This is a genomic window from Myxococcales bacterium (assembly GCA_022184915.1).
Taxonomy (GTDB): Bacteria; Myxococcota_A; Polyangia; order Fen-1088; family Fen-1088; genus JAGTJU01.
Genome location: JAGTJU010000012.1, coordinates 1 through 17,349, shown reverse-complemented (window position 1 = coordinate 17,349; position 17,349 = coordinate 1). Strand labels below are relative to the sequence as shown.

At 66.4% G+C, this 17,349-nt stretch carries 15 protein-coding genes and 1 tRNA gene; 6 read left to right on the top strand and 10 right to left on the bottom strand.

The annotated features are described in order from the left end of the window. Nucleotides 1-21 precede the first annotated feature (21 nt). From KA712_25840 to KA712_25820, 5 genes are all read right to left on the bottom strand, one after another. On the bottom strand, nucleotides 22-1,332 hold the full coding sequence (locus KA712_25840; protein ID MCG5056378.1) for a dihydroorotase: 1,311 nt from the start codon (nucleotides 1,330-1,332) through the stop codon (nucleotides 22-24). 194 nt (nucleotides 1,333-1,526) lie between these two features. Then, complete coding sequence (locus tag KA712_25835; GenBank protein ID MCG5056377.1) at nucleotides 1,527-3,470, bottom strand: ABC-F family ATP-binding cassette domain-containing protein; 1,944 nt, start codon at nucleotides 3,468-3,470, stop codon at nucleotides 1,527-1,529. Continuing rightward, entirely contained in the window at nucleotides 3,467-4,414 is a 948-nt protein-coding gene (locus tag KA712_25830; GenBank protein ID MCG5056376.1) for an aspartate carbamoyltransferase catalytic subunit, read from the bottom strand. The genes KA712_25835 and KA712_25830 overlap by 4 nt, the downstream gene beginning before the upstream one ends. A gap of 13 nt (nucleotides 4,415-4,427) precedes the next feature. Then, nucleotides 4,428-4,973: a bifunctional pyr operon transcriptional regulator/uracil phosphoribosyltransferase PyrR gene (gene pyrR, locus KA712_25825; protein ID MCG5056375.1), complete on the bottom strand. Its 546-nt coding sequence runs from the start codon at nucleotides 4,971-4,973 to the stop codon at nucleotides 4,428-4,430. A gap of 59 nt (nucleotides 4,974-5,032) precedes the next feature. Further along, the gene (locus KA712_25820) at nucleotides 5,033-5,995 is read right to left on the bottom strand and encodes a hypothetical protein (GenBank protein ID MCG5056374.1); all 963 of its coding nucleotides are present in this window, start codon (nucleotides 5,993-5,995) and stop codon (nucleotides 5,033-5,035) included. A 141-nt stretch (nucleotides 5,996-6,136) separates the two neighbouring features. Between KA712_25820 and KA712_25815 the strand changes: the two genes are divergently transcribed. The 4 genes from KA712_25815 to KA712_25800 all read left to right on the top strand — a co-directional run bounded on the left by KA712_25815 (nucleotide 6,137) and on the right by KA712_25800 (nucleotide 9,030). After that, a complete protein-coding gene (locus KA712_25815) occupies nucleotides 6,137-6,943 on the top strand; it encodes a competence/damage-inducible protein A (GenBank protein MCG5056373.1) in 807 nt (268 codons plus the stop codon). A gap of 78 nt (nucleotides 6,944-7,021) precedes the next feature. Further along, on the top strand, nucleotides 7,022-8,296 hold the full coding sequence (gene hisS / locus KA712_25810; protein MCG5056372.1) for a histidine--tRNA ligase: 1,275 nt from the start codon (nucleotides 7,022-7,024) through the stop codon (nucleotides 8,294-8,296). 137 nt (nucleotides 8,297-8,433) lie between these two features. Continuing rightward, nucleotides 8,434-8,505, top strand: a tRNA-Val gene (locus KA712_25805). Between the two features lie 57 nt (nucleotides 8,506-8,562). Next, nucleotides 8,563-9,030: a peroxiredoxin gene (locus KA712_25800; protein MCG5056371.1), complete on the top strand. Its 468-nt coding sequence runs from the start codon at nucleotides 8,563-8,565 to the stop codon at nucleotides 9,028-9,030. Nucleotides 9,031-9,076: 46 nt separating this feature from the next. On the opposite strand, the gene KA712_25795 is transcribed toward KA712_25800, so the two are convergent. The 5 genes from KA712_25795 to KA712_25775 form a co-directional block, all read right to left on the bottom strand. Then, entirely contained in the window at nucleotides 9,077-9,523 is a 447-nt protein-coding gene (locus KA712_25795; GenBank protein ID MCG5056370.1) for a YeeE/YedE family protein, read from the bottom strand. 30 nt (nucleotides 9,524-9,553) lie between these two features. Beyond that, on the bottom strand, nucleotides 9,554-10,789 hold the full coding sequence (locus KA712_25790) for a TSUP family transporter (protein ID MCG5056369.1): 1,236 nt from the start codon (nucleotides 10,787-10,789) through the stop codon (nucleotides 9,554-9,556). Next, the gene (locus KA712_25785; GenBank protein MCG5056368.1) at nucleotides 10,786-11,130 is read right to left on the bottom strand and encodes a rhodanese-like domain-containing protein; all 345 of its coding nucleotides are present in this window, start codon (nucleotides 11,128-11,130) and stop codon (nucleotides 10,786-10,788) included. The genes KA712_25790 and KA712_25785 overlap by 4 nt, the downstream gene beginning before the upstream one ends. Before the next feature lie 35 nt (nucleotides 11,131-11,165). Continuing rightward, nucleotides 11,166-11,852 carry an MBL fold metallo-hydrolase gene (locus KA712_25780; GenBank protein MCG5056367.1) on the bottom strand — a complete coding sequence of 229 codons (687 nt, stop codon included), beginning with the start codon at nucleotides 11,850-11,852 and terminating at the stop codon, nucleotides 11,166-11,168. Nucleotides 11,853-12,053: 201 nt separating this feature from the next. Beyond that, a complete protein-coding gene (locus tag KA712_25775) occupies nucleotides 12,054-13,334 on the bottom strand; it encodes a hemolysin family protein (GenBank protein MCG5056366.1) in 1,281 nt (426 codons plus the stop codon). A 206-nt stretch (nucleotides 13,335-13,540) separates the two neighbouring features. Here KA712_25775 and KA712_25770 point away from each other — a divergent pair, with 206 nt between their 5' ends. Both KA712_25770 and treY read left to right on the top strand, forming a co-directional pair. Continuing rightward, a complete protein-coding gene (locus KA712_25770; GenBank protein MCG5056365.1) occupies nucleotides 13,541-14,263 on the top strand; it encodes an N-formylglutamate amidohydrolase in 723 nt (240 codons plus the stop codon). Between the two features lie 218 nt (nucleotides 14,264-14,481). Further along, nucleotides 14,482-17,349, top strand: a 2,868-nt coding sequence (gene treY / locus KA712_25765) for a malto-oligosyltrehalose synthase (GenBank protein ID MCG5056364.1), incomplete at its 3' end; no start/stop codon positions are given.

Sequence of the window (17,349 nt, the reverse complement as noted above, 5' to 3'; positions counted from 1 at the left end):
TGTGTACCGTTGATGTGTCGCTCACGCGCGTGGCTCCTGTGACCGGGCTTGGCCTTCGTCCTGGTAGACGATGCGTCCACCCACCAAGGTCAAAATGGCCCGGCCCTGCATGTTTCGCCCCAAAAAAGGACTGTTTTTGGACCGGGACACGACGCCTTCTTTGGCGAAGGTCCAGGGCAGCTCGGGATGAATGACGCTCACGTCGGCCGGGGCGCCCACCGCAAGACGCCCCCCCGGCAAGCCGAGCAGGCGCGCCGGCGCGAGGGTGAGGCGCTCGACCCAGGTCATGGGATCCAGGCGGCCGTTTCGCACCAACTCGAGCGTCAAGGGCACGGCGGTCTCGAGGCCGATGACGCCGAAGGCAGCTTGCTCGAACTCCACGTCCTTCTCGATGGGAGAGTGCGGCGCGTGGTCGGTGGCGATGCAGTCGATGGTGCCGTCGACCAGACCCTCGATGGCCGCCTGCACGTCGAGCGAGGTGCGCAGGGGCGGGTTCATCTTCGTGTTCGTGTCGTAGGTGGCGCACGCGTCCTCGGTCAGCACGAGGTGATGCGGAGTCACCTCGGCCGTCACCGGCAGACCGCGCTCTTTGGCCTCACGCACGAGGCGAATCGACTCAGCCGCGCTGATGTGAGCCACGTGGTAGCGCGCCCCTGTGAGGGCCACCAGCTCGAGGTCACGAGCCACCATGGTGGACTCGGCCGCAGCGGGCTGCGCACGGATGCCCGCCCGGGTGGACACCGCCCCTTCGTTCATCGCGCCATGTCGGGACAGGCAGAGATCTTCGCAGTGCTGAATGAGCACCAGGCCGAACGTGCGGGCGTACTCGAAGGCCCGCCGCATCACCTCGGCGTCCATCACCGGGCGGCCGTCGTCGGAGACGGCGACGCAACCCGCCTCTTTCAGCTCACCCATCTCGGCGAGCACCTTGCCCTCGAGCCCCTGGGTGATGGCTCCGATGGGATACACCCGCACCTTGCCCGCTTCCCGGGCGCGGCGCACGATGAGCTCCGTGACGGCGCGGTTATCGTTGACCGGCTTGGTGTTGGGCATGCAGCAGACGGCGGTGAAGCCCCCCACCGCGGCGCTCTCGGTGCCCGTGGCGATGTCTTCCTTGTATTCCTGCCCGGGCTCTCGCAGGTGGACGTGGATGTCGATGAGCCCTGGTGTGACCCAGGCGCCGCTCACGTCCACCTCGTTCGTGCCCGAGGGCGTCTCGAGCTTCGAGCCGATCGCGGCGATGACGCCATCTACCACCAATACGTCTGCCCGCGCGTCGGTTTTCGAGGCGGGGTCCAGGACGCGCCCGCCCCGCAGGCAGATGGATTCCATGGCCCAAGCGTTTATTGGGTGCGGTGGCGGGTGTCAACCGAGATGTTGGTCGCTGGCCTACCGAGCCCCCAGAAGCTGCGCCTGGGTGCGGGTGTGCACCCTTGCAGATGACATTTTCAACGCATTGCGCCTCGACCGACGAAGCAGGTGGGTGTGGGGACCCGCCCCGGCCTCGGGGGCGCCGAGCGGCGACCTCAGACCTCGCCTTCGCCTGCGAGCGCCGCCAGCTCCGTCTCGATTTGTTCCCATTCCGCCATCAAGGCTTCGAGCTTCGCGTCGAGCGCCTTCTGCTCGGCCTGCAGACGTTCGATCTCGTCGAAGCTGGTCTTTTGGTAAAAGCCCGCGTCGAAGAAGATCTCCTGAATCTGCTTCTTTCGTGCCTCCGCCTCCTCGATGGCGGCCAGCGCTTTGTCGCGCAGCTTGGGTAGCTGCGCTTGGCGGTTGCGGCGGCGCTTCTGCTCCTCCCAAGACAGCGTTGCGCCCTCGCCCTTCTGCGCTTGTTCGGCCAATTTCGCCCTGCGGGCCTTTTCTGCCACGGCGTCGGCATCGAGGTGGTCGTCGCCGCAGCGTTCGAGGTACGCCTCGTAGCCGCCGGGGAAGTCTTTCAGTCCCTCGGGCGTCAACTCGATGATGCGCGTCGCAAGCTCCGAAACGAACCAGCGATCGTGGGAGACGAACACGACCGTGCCCGGGTACGCCTTGAGCGCCTCGATGAGCGCCTCGATCGTCTCCATGTCGAGGTGATTGGTGGGCTCGTCCAGCACGAGCACGTTCGGCTTTTTGACCGACAAACAGGCGAAGATGAGCCGCGCCGCCTCACCGCCCGAGAGTAGCCCCACCCGCTTGCCCACGTCGTCGCCAGAGAAGAGCACACGCCCCAACTGGCCCCGAACGTAGCTCACCGTTTCGGCCGGACACAGGCCGTAGAGGATCTCGAAGGGCGTGGCCTGGGGATCCTCGAGCAGCTCGTGATGATCCTGCGGGAAGTAGCCCACGTGTGTCTCGTGCCCCCACCTCACGTCGCCCACGTTCGGCGGCAGACGACCCACGGCCACGCGGAGCAGCGTGGATTTCCCGAGCCCGTTGGCCCCGATGATGCCGACGCGTTCACCCCGTCGCACCGTCACCGAGACGTTCTTCAAAACTTGTTTGTCTCCGTAGGCCTTGCTGATGCCCTCGAGCGCCAACACCTCACGGCCGCTCGGCCGGTTTTGCTCGAATCTCAGATGCGGGGCGCGACGCGAGGACGAGACCAACTCCTCCACTTCGATCTTCTCGATCTGGCGCAAGCGGCTTTGCGCCTGCGAGGCCTTGGTCGCCTTGGCCCCGAAGCGCTCGACGAAGGCTTTTTTGCGAGCAATTTCCTCCTGTGCGCGTTCGATCGCGGTCTCTTTCTGCTCGCGAATCGCCTTTTTCTGAAGCTCGAAGCTGCTGAAGTTACCCGTGTAAAGCGAGATGGTTTGGTAGTCGACGTCCAGCGTGTGGGTCGTGACGTTGTTGAGGAAACGCTGGTCGTGAGAAATGATGAGCGCGCAGCCCTCGTAGCTCGCCAAGAAGCGCTCGAGCCAGCGAATCGTCAAGATGTCGAGGTGGTTCGTGGGCTCGTCGAGCAGGAGCAGATCGGCTCCCCCCACGAGCACCTGGGCCAAAAGCACGCGCAGCTTGAATCCGCCGGACAGGGTGCCGAGCGGCAGGCGATGCGACGGAACGGGAATGCCAAGACCCTCGAGCACGCGGCTCGAGCGGGCCTCGAGGGTGTAGCCATCGTGGGCCGCCAGGACGTCTTCGATGGCGGTGAGCTGCGTTGGATCGAGCTCCAGCCGCCCTTCGGCGAGCGCCTTTTGCCGCGCCAAGGCCTCGAACACCGCGAGATCACCGCGCATGGCGAGGTCCAAGATGATTTCCTCGTCAGCGAGGAAGCGATCCTGGCGTAGGACACCCATGCGGGCCCGCTTCGGGATCGTGAAGCTGCCCCCGGAAGCAGGCTCATCACCGGCCAGCACGCGCATGAACGTGCTCTTTCCCGAGCCGTTGGCCCCTACCACGCCGTAGCGGGATCCTGCGTTGAGCTGGAGGGACACGCCCTCGAACAGCACGCGGGAGGAAAATTCCTTGCTCAGATTCTGGAGGGAGATCATTGCCCGTGGCCGTCGGCATCCTTGCCGCCTGCCAACAGATACAAGACCGCCATCCGCACGGCCACCCCGCGCGCCACTTGTTCCAGAATCACCGCACGGCCACTGTCGGCCACGGTGGGATCGATCTCGACCCCGCGGTTCATGGGGCCCGGGTGCATCACGATGGCGTCAGGCTTCGCTCGGCTCAGGCGGCGGGCATTGAGCCCGAAATAGCGGGAATACTCGCGCGCGTTGGGGAAGCGGCCACCAGCCTGCCGCTCCATCTGAATGCGCAACATCATCACCACGTCGGCGCCCTCGATGCCCTGGTCGAGGGAATCGAACACGTCCACGCCCATCTTCTCGATGCCGAGCGGCAGCAAGGTGCGCGGGCCCGCCACCCGGACGTGGGCGCCGAGGGTGCGCAGCGCGAAGATGTTCGAGCGCGCCACGCGGCTGTTGGCGATGTCGCCGCAAATGCAGACCGAGAGCCCCTCGATCCGCCTTTTGTGCGCCCGAATGGTGCTAGCGTCGAGCAGCCCCTGCGTGGGGTGTTCATGAGCCCCGTCCCCGGCGTTCACGATGGCGGCCCGGGTGTGGGGAGCCAACATCGCCGCCGACCCCGCCTGGGCATGCCGAATGACGATGACATCGGGCGCCATCGCGTCGAGGTTCTTGGCCGTGTCGATGAGGGTTTCACCCTTGACGGTCGATGACGCCGCCCCCGAGATGTTCACGGCGTCGGCCGAGAGCCGCTTGGCCGCCAGTTCGAAACTCGTGCGGGTGCGGGTGCTGGCCTCGAGGAAAAGGTTGATCACCGTTTTGCCCCGCAGCGTGGGCACCTTCTTGATGGGCCGCTCGGCGACCTCGAGGAAGCGATCCGATAGATCGAGGACCGTGGTGAGGTCGTCGGCGGACAGGCCTTCGAGGCCCAGCAGGTGGCGATGCGAGAAAGCCGGGGCGATCACGGCGCCTCGTTTACCCTACTTTCTCGCGCAACACCACCTGGTCCGTCTCGCCACGTTCCTGCAACATCACGCGAACGGATTCATTCGGTCCGGTGGGTACCCGCACCCCGACAAAATCCGGTTGGATGGGCAGCTCACGGTTGCCGCGGTCGACCATCACGGCCAGGTGAATGGCCCGGGCTCTCCCGTAGTCGAGGAGCACGTCCATGGCCGCGCGCACGGTGCGCCCCGTGTACAAGACGTCGTCGACCAGCACCACCGTTTGGCCGTCGACCGACTCCGGCAGATCCGTGCGGCCCAGCTCCTGTTTTGGCTGTCCGAGGTACAAGTCGTCGCGGTAGAGCGTGATGTCGACCGCGCCCAGCCGCGGCTTGCCGTGGGGGTCGGCGTCGTGAGCCAGGATCTTCGCCATCCGGGCCGCCAGATGGGCGCCCCCCGTCTGGATGCCGACCAGGTAGACGTTGGGCCCCGCCCGCTCGGCGATCTCGTAGGCCATGCGCCGCAAAACGCGGCTCACGGCCACTTCGTCGAGCACCACCGAGCGAACGGTGAACACGGCATCGGGAGGAGGCTTCCAGGGCACGACCTAACCTTATGCTCGTGACGAGGGTCTGACTACAGGTAGTAGCGCACGAATGCGTTCGTCACGATACCCCACAGGCTGCCCGGCCCCACGGTGCCGACCGTCCAGCGGGAAAATTCATCCGAGACACGCTTGTACTTGAAGCCGATGCCCGCGTCGGTGCCCACCGCCAGGCCGGGCAGGCCCATGAATCCGAGCTGAAGCTCGGCCTCTACCTTGCCCTGGACGTCCACGGTGAAGGTCTTGTTGCCGCTACCGGAAGGGGCGAAGTACAGCATGCCGAGCTGGGGCGTGGCGCTGATCGCCAGGTGCTTCCACTGGGACAGAAGGAAGTAGGCCCCTACGGTGGGTCCCACACCGAAATGAACGTCCCAGCTCGCGCCATCCGCATTGCTTCCGCCTCCCATCGCGAGCGCCAGTCCGGCGCTGTAGGCGTAAGACTCCGTATGCCAGCGGCGAATTCCGATCGAGGTGAGCCGCAGCTGGCGGCAGGCCTCCCCGGTGCAGTCCGACGTTTCGGGGTTCTTGGGAGACGTTTCGACAGTTTCGAGGCTGCGCGCCTCGATGCCCCAGCGGCCCACGACTTTCTGGTGGTCCGTGGGCCCGTGCCCCTCGCCCTCCATGGGGGGGCCACCCCGGCCCGCGCAGCGGGGGCATGGGGCCCCGTGGCCACAGCCCGGCCTCGCTGCCATGTGGTGAGGGGGCATGGCGGGCGACACGTCCGGAGCGACCGGTGCTACGCCTTCGGTCTCGGGCAGGGCGGGCCCCTCCGCACGCGGTTCCCCCTCTGCGGGCGCCGCGCCTCCGGCTCCGACCTGCGCGTCGGGCGCCCCGAAGGTCTGCGCGGCGGGCGGCAAGGGACCCGGGCCAGCCGCCCGTAAAGGCTGAGCATGAACGGTCACACAGGAGGCCACGAAGAGCGCCGAGCCGACGACGAGAAGCGAGACGGGTTGCTGCCGATGCATGAACACCTCTTGGGAGGAAACGAAGAACAAGGGTTGGTGAGTGCGCGAATCTGGCCCCACCTGGGCCCCCCGTGTCAAGTCAGCGTCTCGAAACCGACGACGGGGCCGCGCGAGAGAGCCAGCGCTGCCCGGTCGGGCGCAGGGTGAAGCCGTGCAGTATTCTGGCGGGTCGTGACCCAAGAATCGTCGCTCCCGCCTTCCGCTTCGGCACGTTCGTCCGAGGGGCCCGCCACGTCCGTCCTCCGCGGGCCCACTGCCGCGATCTTGCTCATCGGGGAAGAGCTGCTCTCGGGAAAAGTGGAGGACGAGAACGCCCGTTTTTTGGTCAAGGCGCTGCGGGCGCTCGGGGTCGTGACGCGACGAATCGAGGTGGTGCCCGACGAGCCCGAAGAGATCGTCGCGGCCGTACGCGCATTGTCCGCGCGCTTTACACACGTATTCACATCGGGCGGTGTGGGCGCAACACACGACGACGTGACGATGCCTGCCGTCGCCGAAGCGTTCGGCATGAAGCTGGCGAGACACCCCGATCTGTCTTCCCTCATCCGCCACAGCCTCGGCGAGCGGTTCAGTGAGCGAGACCTTCGCATGGCGGATCTTCCCGAAGGGGCCGAGCTGCACTACGGGCCCGTGGAGGCGGTGAGCGTATGGCCCGTGGTAGCCGTGAAGAACGTCTTCGTGTTGCCGGGGGTGCCCGCCATTCTGCAGCGCAAATTCGACCTCATCGCGGACCGATTGGCCACAGATCCCATCCACGGCCGGGCCCTGTACGTGAACGACACCGAGGGTCGGATCGCCCACCACCTGGATGCCGTGGTAGCGGCCTACGCCGAGGTCTCTGTCGGCTCCTACCCTCACATTCACGCCACTGACTACATGGTGAAGGTGACGCTCGACAGCCGAAGCCCCGATCGGCTCGAGGCGGCGGTGGCTGAGCTCATGGGCCGCCTCGGCACCCTGGTCGTGCGTAGCGAGTAGCGAAGCGGTCCCGGGCCCCCGGAACCTCGCCCCGGGCTCTGCCCCACGGCCGGGTTACCTGCTAGAACCGGCGGCGCCATGGCAGACACGCCCGCGACCGTCAAAGGAATGAACGACATCCTGGCCCCTGAGGTTGCCAAGTGGCAGTTCGTGGAGGAGCGGGCCCGCATGCTGCTCGATGCCTATGCGTACCGCGAGCTGCGAACGCCCCTTCTCGAGTACACGAACCTCTTCCAGCGGGGTGTGGGCGAGACCACCGACGTGGTGGAGAAACAGATGTACACCTTCGAGGATCGCGACGGCCGCTCGGTCAGCCTACGGCCTGAGGGCACGGCCAGCGCGGTGCGGGCGTACATCGCCCAGGCCCAATGGCACAAGGAACCCGTGACACGGTGGTTCTACATGGGCCCCATGTTTCGCCACGAGCGCGCCCAACGGGGACGTTTGCGTCAGTTCCACCAAATTGGTGCCGAGGTCATCGGTCTTCCCTCCCCCGGGATCGACGCCGAGATGGTGGGCATGCTGGTGAAGCTGCTGAGCGAGGTCGGCCTGCCCGAGGCCAGCCTGGACGTCGTGGTGAACACGCTGGGAGAGCCTGACGAACGCGCCGCCTACCGGGACGCGCTCCAGGCCTACTTCCGCCAGCATGCGAGCCGGCTCGACGAAGACAGCCGCCGGCGCCTCGAGACCAACCCCTTGCGCATTTTGGACTCGAAGGATGAGGGCACCCAGGAGCTCTGCGCCGGGGCTCCCTACCTCATCGACCACCTGGGCGAGGCGTCGAAGGCTTCGTTTGCCCGGTTCCAGGACTTGCTGAAAAATCTGGGCGTGAACGCCCGGGTCGACCCACGGCTCGTGCGCGGGCTCGACTACTACACGGGGGTCATCTTCGAGATCAAGGCGACCTCTGGCGACTTGGGTGCGCAGAACACGCTCTGCGGCGGCGGCCGCTACGACTATCTCATCGAATCGCTGGGCGGGCCCAAAACCCCCGCGCTGGGGTTCGGCATGGGCGTAGAGCGGGTGCTCCTGGCCATTGCGGAGCCACCCGAGAGCTTCGAGTCCCCCGTGAACGTGTTCATCGCTCCCCTGGGAGACGCGGCCTACGCCTGGGCCGTGCGCAAAGCCCAGGACTTGCGTCTCAAGGGCATTCGTGTCGAGGTGGAACACCGCCCCACGGGGCTCAAAAACCAGCTCAAGCGCGCCGCGAAAATGAGGGCGCGGCTTGCCCTCATCGTGGGCGACAACGAGCTGGCCACGGGCAAGTTGGCGCTCAAAGACTTGGAGGCCGAGCAGCAGCTGGAGGTCGACGTCAACAGCCTGGAAGCCAAGATCCAGCAGCTTCTCGACTAGCACCTCTGCCCGGGCCAAGGACGCGGGGCTTCGCGCGCCGGCTGTGCTGCGATAAACTCACCTTGGGCGTCGTTTGCGAGATTGACAGACCCAAGGTTTCGGATTAATTCCTCCTTCTGCCTCTCGCAGGCAGTCTCGGGCGATTAACTCAGCGGAAGAGTGCCACCTTCACACGGTGGAAGTCGCAAGTTCGAACCTTGCATCGCCCACGTTCCTGTCTCCTCCCCAGCGCAGAGCCGAGGTTTCGGGTAGGCTGTTCCTTTCAGATGAACGGCCCCAAACCTGGCGACGCCCTTCCCTCATTCTCGGCCATCGACATGACGGGTGAGTCCGTCACGTCCGCCTCGCTCTCGGCCGCGGGTCCACTCGTCGTTTATTTCTACCCCCGAGACGAGACCCCTGGTTGCACGGCCGAGGCCTGTGCCTTTCGTGACGGTCACGAAGCCTTCGCCGCCGCGGGCGCCACGGTGGTAGGCGTGAGCCCGGACAGCCCCGAGAGCCACCGCCGCTTTGCCGACCATCATGGCCTGCCCTTTCGCTTGCTGTCCGACCCGGAGCGCGCGCTCTTCAGGCTCTTCGGCGTGAGTGACACCTTGGGCATCTTGCCCGGCCGGGAGACCTTCGTGTTCGACGCCGAGGGCGTGCTTCGCCACAGGTTCCGCTCCCAGCTCTTCGCACGCAAACACGTGGCCGAAGCGTTGGCCTCAGTGAAAAAGCTCGCCGCAGAGACCTGAGCGCTCGGGAGCAGGCCCACGCCACGGCGAAGACGGCTCGCTGCTTCTAGGTGTGCGCCTGAGCGGGGCGCAAGCGCGCCGCGGGACCGCGCTGCGCGAGAAACGCCTCGCGGCGGCCGTCGAGGTACGCGCCCAAGAGGATGCCTGCCAACGTGAACAGGCCTGCCAGGCGTCCTTCGCCGATCTGCGCGAGTGCGGTGCCCGGACACGTTCCCGCCACGGCCCACCCCGCCCCGAAGAGCAGGCCGCCCCAAACGACGCTGGTCTTCCAGGGCTTGGCCACGAGGGCCGCCGGTTGATGATCGAAGGTGCGCAGAAGCCCCTTGCGAAAGAGCGTGAAGCCTAGCGCGGTGACGGCCACCGCCACGCCGATCACGCCGAAGAGATGCAGGTCGGTCAGCCGGAACATGCCTGCGATGGCGTCGTATTCCGTGGCGCCCGCCCGTGAAAGAACGAAGCCGAAGGCGGCGCCTGCAACGAGTGTACGGTCCATGGTTGTGTTCTCCCGAGTGTGAAGACGAGGTCAGTGCGGCAGCACCAGCCACGTGGTGGCGAAGCCGCCGATCATGAACGCCAAGGTGGCCATGAGGGACGAGCGGGCGCCCTGGGCCATGCCCACGATGCCGTGCCCCGAGGTGCAGCCGCCTGCCGCTCTGGCCCCAAAACCGATCAGCACCCCGGCCAGCACGAGCACGCTGACCTTGAGAAGTGAGCTTCCTCCCACGAGAGCGTCGAAGCTGCCGAGGGCCCAGGTGGGTCCACGCCCCGCGAAGAGCCCCGAAGCTGCCCCCCCAAGGACGATGCCCAGCAGGAAGCGCGGTCGCCACGACGTGCGTACGGTGGGATCCGAGGGAAGGCGGCAGAGCTCGGCACAGCCCGTCGAGACACCCACCAAGCGGTTGTCTCGCCAAAGCATCACGAGCACCACGGCAGAAAGTGCCGCCCCTGCCGCCCAGAACGGCCAACGCGCCACGAAGACGGCCTGGTACATCGGGGAGGCCTGAACCTCAGCCGGCACTTGGCGAGACAGAACGAAGAGCCCCATCCCCACGACGAAGTAGCCGAACAACCTCCGCAAGGCCCGTTCAGGCACGCGGCCATGAAGCCGGTGCCCCAGGAGCGCGCCGACGCTTGAGAACAGGATGACCACGCCCAACACCGCCCAGGGCAGCTCCACGTGACCTGCGTAGCCTGCGAATCCCGCGAGAGATTGCAAGCTGATCACCAACAACGAGGTGCCCACCGCGCGGGACATGGGCAGACCTCCCAGGAGCGCCAAGGCGGGCACCACCAGGAAGCCTCCGCCCGCACCGACCATGCCCGCCACGAGGCCCACCACCGTGCCCTCCACCAGGATGAGACCCACGCCCGCGTGGGGGCCGTTGACCGACGTCGTCGGCGCGTTCTCGCTCCGGGGGCGGAGCAGAGCAAAAGCGGTACCCAGCATGACCAGGGCGAACGCCAGAAGCAAGAGCGTGGGCGGCAGGTGTACCCCGATGCGACCACCCCCGAAAGCCCCTGCCATACCGGCGGCGCCGAAGAGGAATCCGGTCCTCCCATGGACGTTTCCGGAACGGGCATGAGGAATCAGCGCCACCAGGCTCGTGGCCGCCACCACCAGCAGGGAAGCGGCGATGGCAGTTTTTGCCGGCAGGCCCAATCCGTACACGAGCACGGGCACCATCAAGATGGAGCCTCCGCCTCCCAGGAGCCCCAGTGTGAGCCCCACCATGATGGCCAGCGCCGCAGCGAGGATCATCGGGCTGTCTCCACGGGCAAGCGCAGCGCGTTCCACGCCAGCATGCCGCCTTGCAGGTTCATGACCTTCGTGAATCCCAGGCGGCAAAGGGCTTCCGCCGCGCGGGCCGAGCGGCCGCCGGAGCGGCACACCACCACCACGGGTTCGTCCGGGTCAAAGGCCCGTGCCGCCGCGCCCACGGACGCAAGCGGCGCCAGGATGGCGCCCCGGACATGCCCGAGCTCGCCCACGAATTCGTCGGGCTCCCGCACGTCCACGATGCGGACGGTGTTGCCCAGTTCGTAAAGCGTTTGGGGATCGACGTTGACGAAGGCCTCGAACGATGTGGCTTCGGAAAACATGACACTGTCTCCTTGGGGGTATGGCACCGCTTGGGTCAGTTCTGGGGCAAGCCGCACCCGCGGTTTGCCGGCACGGACTCAGCAAGCTTCTTCGGCGGCGGCAGATTCAGGTTGTTCATGAGCTCGATGAACTCCTCGCGCGTCTTGCCGGCCAGGCGGGGGTTGTGGCGTTTCTCTTCACCGATGGTGGAGACGGTTTGGCCCTTGTAATCGTGGCCCGGGAACACGAGCGTCTCGTCCGGCAGCGCGAACAAGACCTGCGTGAGTGAGTGCCACAGATGCTCGGGGCTTCCGTTTTGAAAGTCGGTGCGGCCGCTTCCGCGAATCAACAAGGCATCGCCCGTGAACACGCGGTCTCCGATGAGGAAGCTGAGGCTATCGTCCGTGTGGCCCGGTGTGGCCAGGACTTTGACGTCGAGCTGCCCGAGCTTGAGGGTCTCGCCGTGGTTGACGCGGAGGTCGGCGCACGGGGCCCCGCGCTCGCTCGCGACGGTGCGTGCGCCGGTACGTTCCCGCAGAAGCCCCGCCGCCGTGACGTGGTCGGCGTGTACGTGGGTTTCCAGCACCAGCGACAGCCTCAACCCCAGGTCGGCGAGCAACTTCAGGTCCCGCTCGACCTGCTCTCGCACCGGGTCCACGAGGGCCGCGTCACCTGTGCCGGGGTCCGCGACGAGGTAGGTGTAGGTGGAGCTCTCAGGGTCGAAGAGTTGGCGGAAGATCATGACGGGCATCCTTTCGGAACCGAAGGAATGCGACGCCCGTGCCAAGTCTCAAGTGACTGAATTCATTGCCTCGAAGACGGGACTTGCAACGCGATGAAACAGGTTCGTTTCACGTCCGCGAAGCAAGAACCACCCGCGCAACGCCCCCCACCCCTGTGAGCGCTCTCTCGTGAGCTACGTGTCTCGGTGCCCGGAATCCGGTCAGTTGGGCGGCGACGAAGCTTCGGGGCTGGGGGTCTCGTCCGAGGGACGCTCTTCGATCGTGACCCGCACCTTCTCCGCGCGGTTGTTCAAGACCTCCGTGACCTCGAAATGGGCGTGACCGAACGCCACTTCGTCACCCACGCGCGGCAGCCGGCCGAGCTCGGCCACCAGCCAGCCCGACAGCGTGTCCACGTCGCCTCGCCCGGGCAACCTGAGCTCGAGACGCTGGTTGAGCCTGCGCAGCGGCAGGAGCCCCGCCACGAGGAAGCAGCCCTCCTCTTCCTTGACGACATCCGGCGACTCGTCGTCGAACTCGTCCTGCACGGGACCCACGATCTGCTCCACGACGTTCTCCATCGTGACGATGCCCACGGTGTTGCCGTACTCGTCGACCACCACCGCCATCTGGCGCCGCAGGGTCTGCATCTCACGCAGCAAGCGGGCCACCGGCATCGATTCGGGAACGCTGCGGATCGGCCGCGCCAACGCCTTGAGATCCACCTGATCCTCCGGCGACTTGCCCACAAGATCCGTGATGTGAATCGTGCCGATCACGTCGTTGCGTGGCCCGGCTCTCAGGGGATAGCGGGTGTGCCGGTGCCGCCTCACCGTTCCCAGGCACTGCTCCACGGACCAATCCTCGTCGAACCAGATGACCTGCTCCCAGGGGACCATGACCTGACGGCACAACACCTGATCGAAGTGGAAAACCGCAGTCAGCAACTCCATCTCCGTGCGGGTGAGCTCGCCGGCCTTCGCCCCCAGTCGAATCATGGCCACGATCTCCTCCTCCGTGGCCATCGAGACGCGTTGGCCCTTCGGAATCGCCAGGGCCGCCACGCGCTGCGTGAGCCAAACGATCGGGCGCAAGGACCGCTCGAGGGCAGCCAAGGGCCACACCACGGCGGGCCACAGGCGTCGCCATTGAACCGCTCCGTAGGTCTTGGGAAAGATTTCCGAGAAAAACAGAATGGCTGCGGTCAGCACACCGGAAAACACGGGCACGAACCCGCTGCCGAAGACCTCTGCGGCGAGCATGCCGGCCAAGGTGGCCCCCGCGGTGTTGGCCACGGTGTTCAGGATCAAGATCGCCGAGGTGGGTCCAGCGATGTTCAGCTTCATCTTGAGGAAAGCGCGGGCCCCCGTGACGTGCCTCCCGTCAGCCCGGGACGCCTCGAGGGCGGCGATGCGCGTCGAGAACAGCGTGGCCTCGAAAAGCGAACATAGGCCTGAAACGACCAAAGTGGTAAAAACGACCAGAACCAGGGCAAGAGCCATGTGGGGGTATCATCGGGCGTCGCCACGCCGCTCGCAATCGGAACCGCGTCGGCGACTCATGCTGCCTCGCATCCTGCCCTACCTCGGCCCCCGGGCCAAGCACCCTGGCCGTGCCCGGGGAGTGACACCCGGGGCGCGAGCGGTTAGAACGACCCCGACATGCCCCACCCCTTCGACCCCGAGAGCCCCGCGGGCGGCTTCACATCGTGAGCGCAGCCCGGGGGTGGGCCCTGTTGCTCACCTGCGAGCACGCGAGCGCGGCGCTTCCCGCCCGGCTTCGCCACGCGTTGCCGGGCCACGAGGCAGAGAGCCGCACACATCGGGCCTACGACATCGGCGCTTTACCGGTGGCCCGGGCCTTGGCCGGCGAGCTCAGAGCCCCGCTGATCGTAGGGACCGTGAGCCGGCTGGTCGTGGATCTCAACCGTTCGCCCACTCACCCGAAGGTGGTCGGAGCGTCGTTCCGACAACTGCCGCGGCGGGAGCGTGAGGCCCTTCTCGCTGCCTACCACAAGCCCCACTGGGAGGCGGTGCGTGCCGCGCTCGATGACCTGCGGGGACGGCGCGTGCTTCACCTCGGGGTCCACAGCTTCACGCCCGTTCTCGTCGACGAGGCCGGACGTCGCCATGTGCGGACGGCCGACCTGGCGCTGCTTTACGATTCGGCCCGGCCCGAAGAGCGCGCGGTGGCGCAGCGCTGGCTCAAGGCCTTGCGCCAGGAAGCGCCCGGGTTGCGTTTGCGGCGAAACTATCCCTACCGAGGCCGCGACGACGGGTTGACCACGGCGACGAGACGGCGGCTGCCCGCGTCCCGCTATCTGGGTTTCGAGCTCGAGATCAACCAGAGCCTGCTTGGAAACAAGGCACCGCGGGCCCTCGTCGAAGCCCTCGTGAACGGCCTGCGGGCGCTAGGTGTGGCGCGCGGGTAAGCCCGACACGGGCGCTGTTTGCGACGCACGACACGCAGTGCATGCACGCTCTCGTGCAGGACCTTCGGAGTACTGGACAGGAAAAGTCCGTGTCGTAAGCTCGATACGCATGGGGATGTGGGAGGGTGCGGCAGGGGTGCGCTCGGGCAGCGAAGGCGATGGTCCGCCGTGGCCCGCGGGAGTGGTTGTGTTGATCGCTCGCGCCTCAGGGGGGCACCGTGGCCAACACTGAGGCAACGCCGACGGAGGGCGTGGCAGAGCGCCTGCCGTCAAGGACGCCCCCCTCCCGCCTCCGAGACCTGAACGACGCCTACGTACCTCGGGCGACCTACAGGATCCAGCTGACTGAATCGTTCCCTTTCCCGCAAGCCCAACGACAGCTGGCGTATCTGAGCGAGCTCGGCATCAGCGATGTCTACACGTCGCCGATTCTGCAAGCACGTCCAGGCAGCCAGCACGGCTACGACGTGGTGGACCACGGGCAGGTCAACCAGCAGTTGGGTGGCGACCGCGCCTTCGAGCGTTTTGCCCGCGCCGCCCGCCAGGCGGGGCTGGGGATCGTGACGGACCTGGTTCCGAATCACATGTGCGTGGATGGCAACGACAACCGCTGGTGGCTCGACGTGCTCGAGCACGGGCCGAGCTCTCCCTACGCCTCTCATTTCGACATCGATTGGCGTCCCCCGAAGCCCGATCTTGCCGACCAGGTGTTGCTGCCCGTGCTGGGCGAGCAATACGGCCGGGTGCTCGAGAACCAGCTGACCGTGCAGCTGGTGGACGGTCGTTTTCGCGCGGCGCTCTCTTACGCGTGGTTCCCCCTTGCACCACGCTCGTGGATGCACATCCTGGCCATCGCGCTCGAGCGCCTCCGGGCTGAGGCCGATCCGGAAGCCACGATCGTGCTGGAGCTCGAAAGCATCATCCGCGCGCTCGAGCACCTGCCCCTGCGCACGGAGACCGAACCCGATCGGGTGCGTGAGCGCCGGCGCGAGACCACGATCATCTATCGCAGGATGGCCAATCTCACGGTCGATCCGACCGCACGGGGGGCGATGGAGGCGGCGCTGCTCGTGGTGAATGGGACGCGGGGGGAGCCCCGGAGCTTCGACACCCTCGAGCGCATCCTCGCCGAACAAGCCTACCGGCTGTCTTTTTGGCGAGTCGCTGCCGACGAGATCAACTACCGGCGCTTCTTCGACATCAACGAACTGGCCGCGATTCGGGTGGAGTTGCCCGAGGTGTTCGAGGCCGTTCATCGCCTGGCCCTCCGTCATGCCGCCGCCGGCTGGCTCACGGGGCTGCGCATCGACCATGTCGATGGACTCTTCGATCCGCAAAAGTACCTTCAGGACCTTCAATCCGCATGGAAGGCCGTCACGGGCCACCCGGCCTATGTCGTGGTCGAGAAGATCCTGGGACCCGACGAGACCCTGCCCAACACGTGGCCCGTGGCGGGGACCACCGGATACGATTATCTGAACCTGGCGCTCTCGATCTGCATCGACCCCGCCAGCCAGCGGGCGATGGAGGCGTTGGCGCGGACTGTCGCCGAAGGTCCAGACCGCTTTTCGGACGTGGTCCGCGAGAGCAAGCGGCTCGTGGTCGACACCGCCATGTCGAGCCAGCTCACGGTGCTTGCGCGGCGGCTCGATCGCATTTCCGAGCAGCACAGGTACAGCCGCGACTTCACGTTGAACAGCCTTCAGGTGGCGCTGGCCCAGGTCATCACGGGGTTCTCCGTGTACCGCACTTACGTTCAACCCGGCGAAGACTGCCCAAGTCCGCGCGACCAGGCCGCGATCGAGCAGGCGATCCACTTCGCCAAGCGCCACAACCCTGCGATGAGCGGGGACATCTTCGACTTCATCCGCGACGTGCTCTTGCTTCGTGACCCGGACGGGCTCTCCCACGACGAGCTCGCCGAGCGGCGCGACTTCGTCTTTCGGCTTCAACAAGTCACGGGGCCGGTCATGGCCAAGGGACTCGAAGACACGGCCTTTTACCGCTATTTTCCTCTGGCGGCGCATAACGAGGTGGGCGGTGAACCACACCGGTTCGGCAGCTCGCCCGAGGCCTTCCATCGAGCGCAGCAACGACGGCTCGAAGAGACGCCTCATACGCTGAATGCCACGGCCACCCACGATACCAAACGCGGGGAGGACACCCGGCTGAGGATCGCCGTGCTCTCGGAGATGCCGGGCGCCTGGCGCCGCACCGTGGAACGCTGGTACGCCCTCAACGAGCGCTTCGCCTCCGCGTTGCCGGGCGGGCGCGCCCCGAGCCGACACGAGGAATACCTGTTTTACCAAACCCTCGTCGGCACCTGGCCGATAGGTGGCCTACCCTCCGCTCCCGATTATGTCGCGCGCATCAGCGGCTACATGGAGAAGGCCCTGAAGGAGGCCAAGCAACACACCAGCTGGATCTCCCCGAACGAAGCTCACGACCAGGCCGTGAAGGCCTTCGTTGCCGCGGCACTGGACCCTGCACGCAATGCGGACTTTCTCACTGACCTCGAGCGCTTCGTGCGCAAGCCCCAGTGGGCGGGCTACTGGAACGGGCTCGTTCAGACCCTGCTCAAGGTCACCTCGCCCGGCGGTTCCGGACATCTATCAGGGAACCGAGTTTTGGGACTTGAGCCTGGTCGATCCCGACAACCGGCGCCTGGTCGACTACGGGCAACGTCGCCGTGCGCTTGCGTCGCTGAACAAGCGGTTCGAGGCGTCTCCAACGCAGGCCGTGGTGCGCCTGGTTCGTCGCCCGCACGACGGACACGTCAAACTCTGGGTCTTGCACCGCGCACTGGCTCTCAGGAAAAGACTCCCTCAGGTGTTCACACGGGGACTCTACGTGCCCCTCGCGGTCTCGGGCGCTCGCGCCGATCAGGTCATTGCCTTCGCGCGCGTGGTCGAGGGCAAAGCCGTCCTCACCGTGGTGGGCCGGTTCTGGACCCGCTTCGGAGCCAACTTTCGTCAGCCGCTCGGGTCCGCGTGGGGGAACACGGTGCTCACCTTTCCACCCAACGGTTCGCCGCGTCCTTGGCGGAACATCCTGACGAACGAGACCTTGACCGTCTCGAGCGAAGG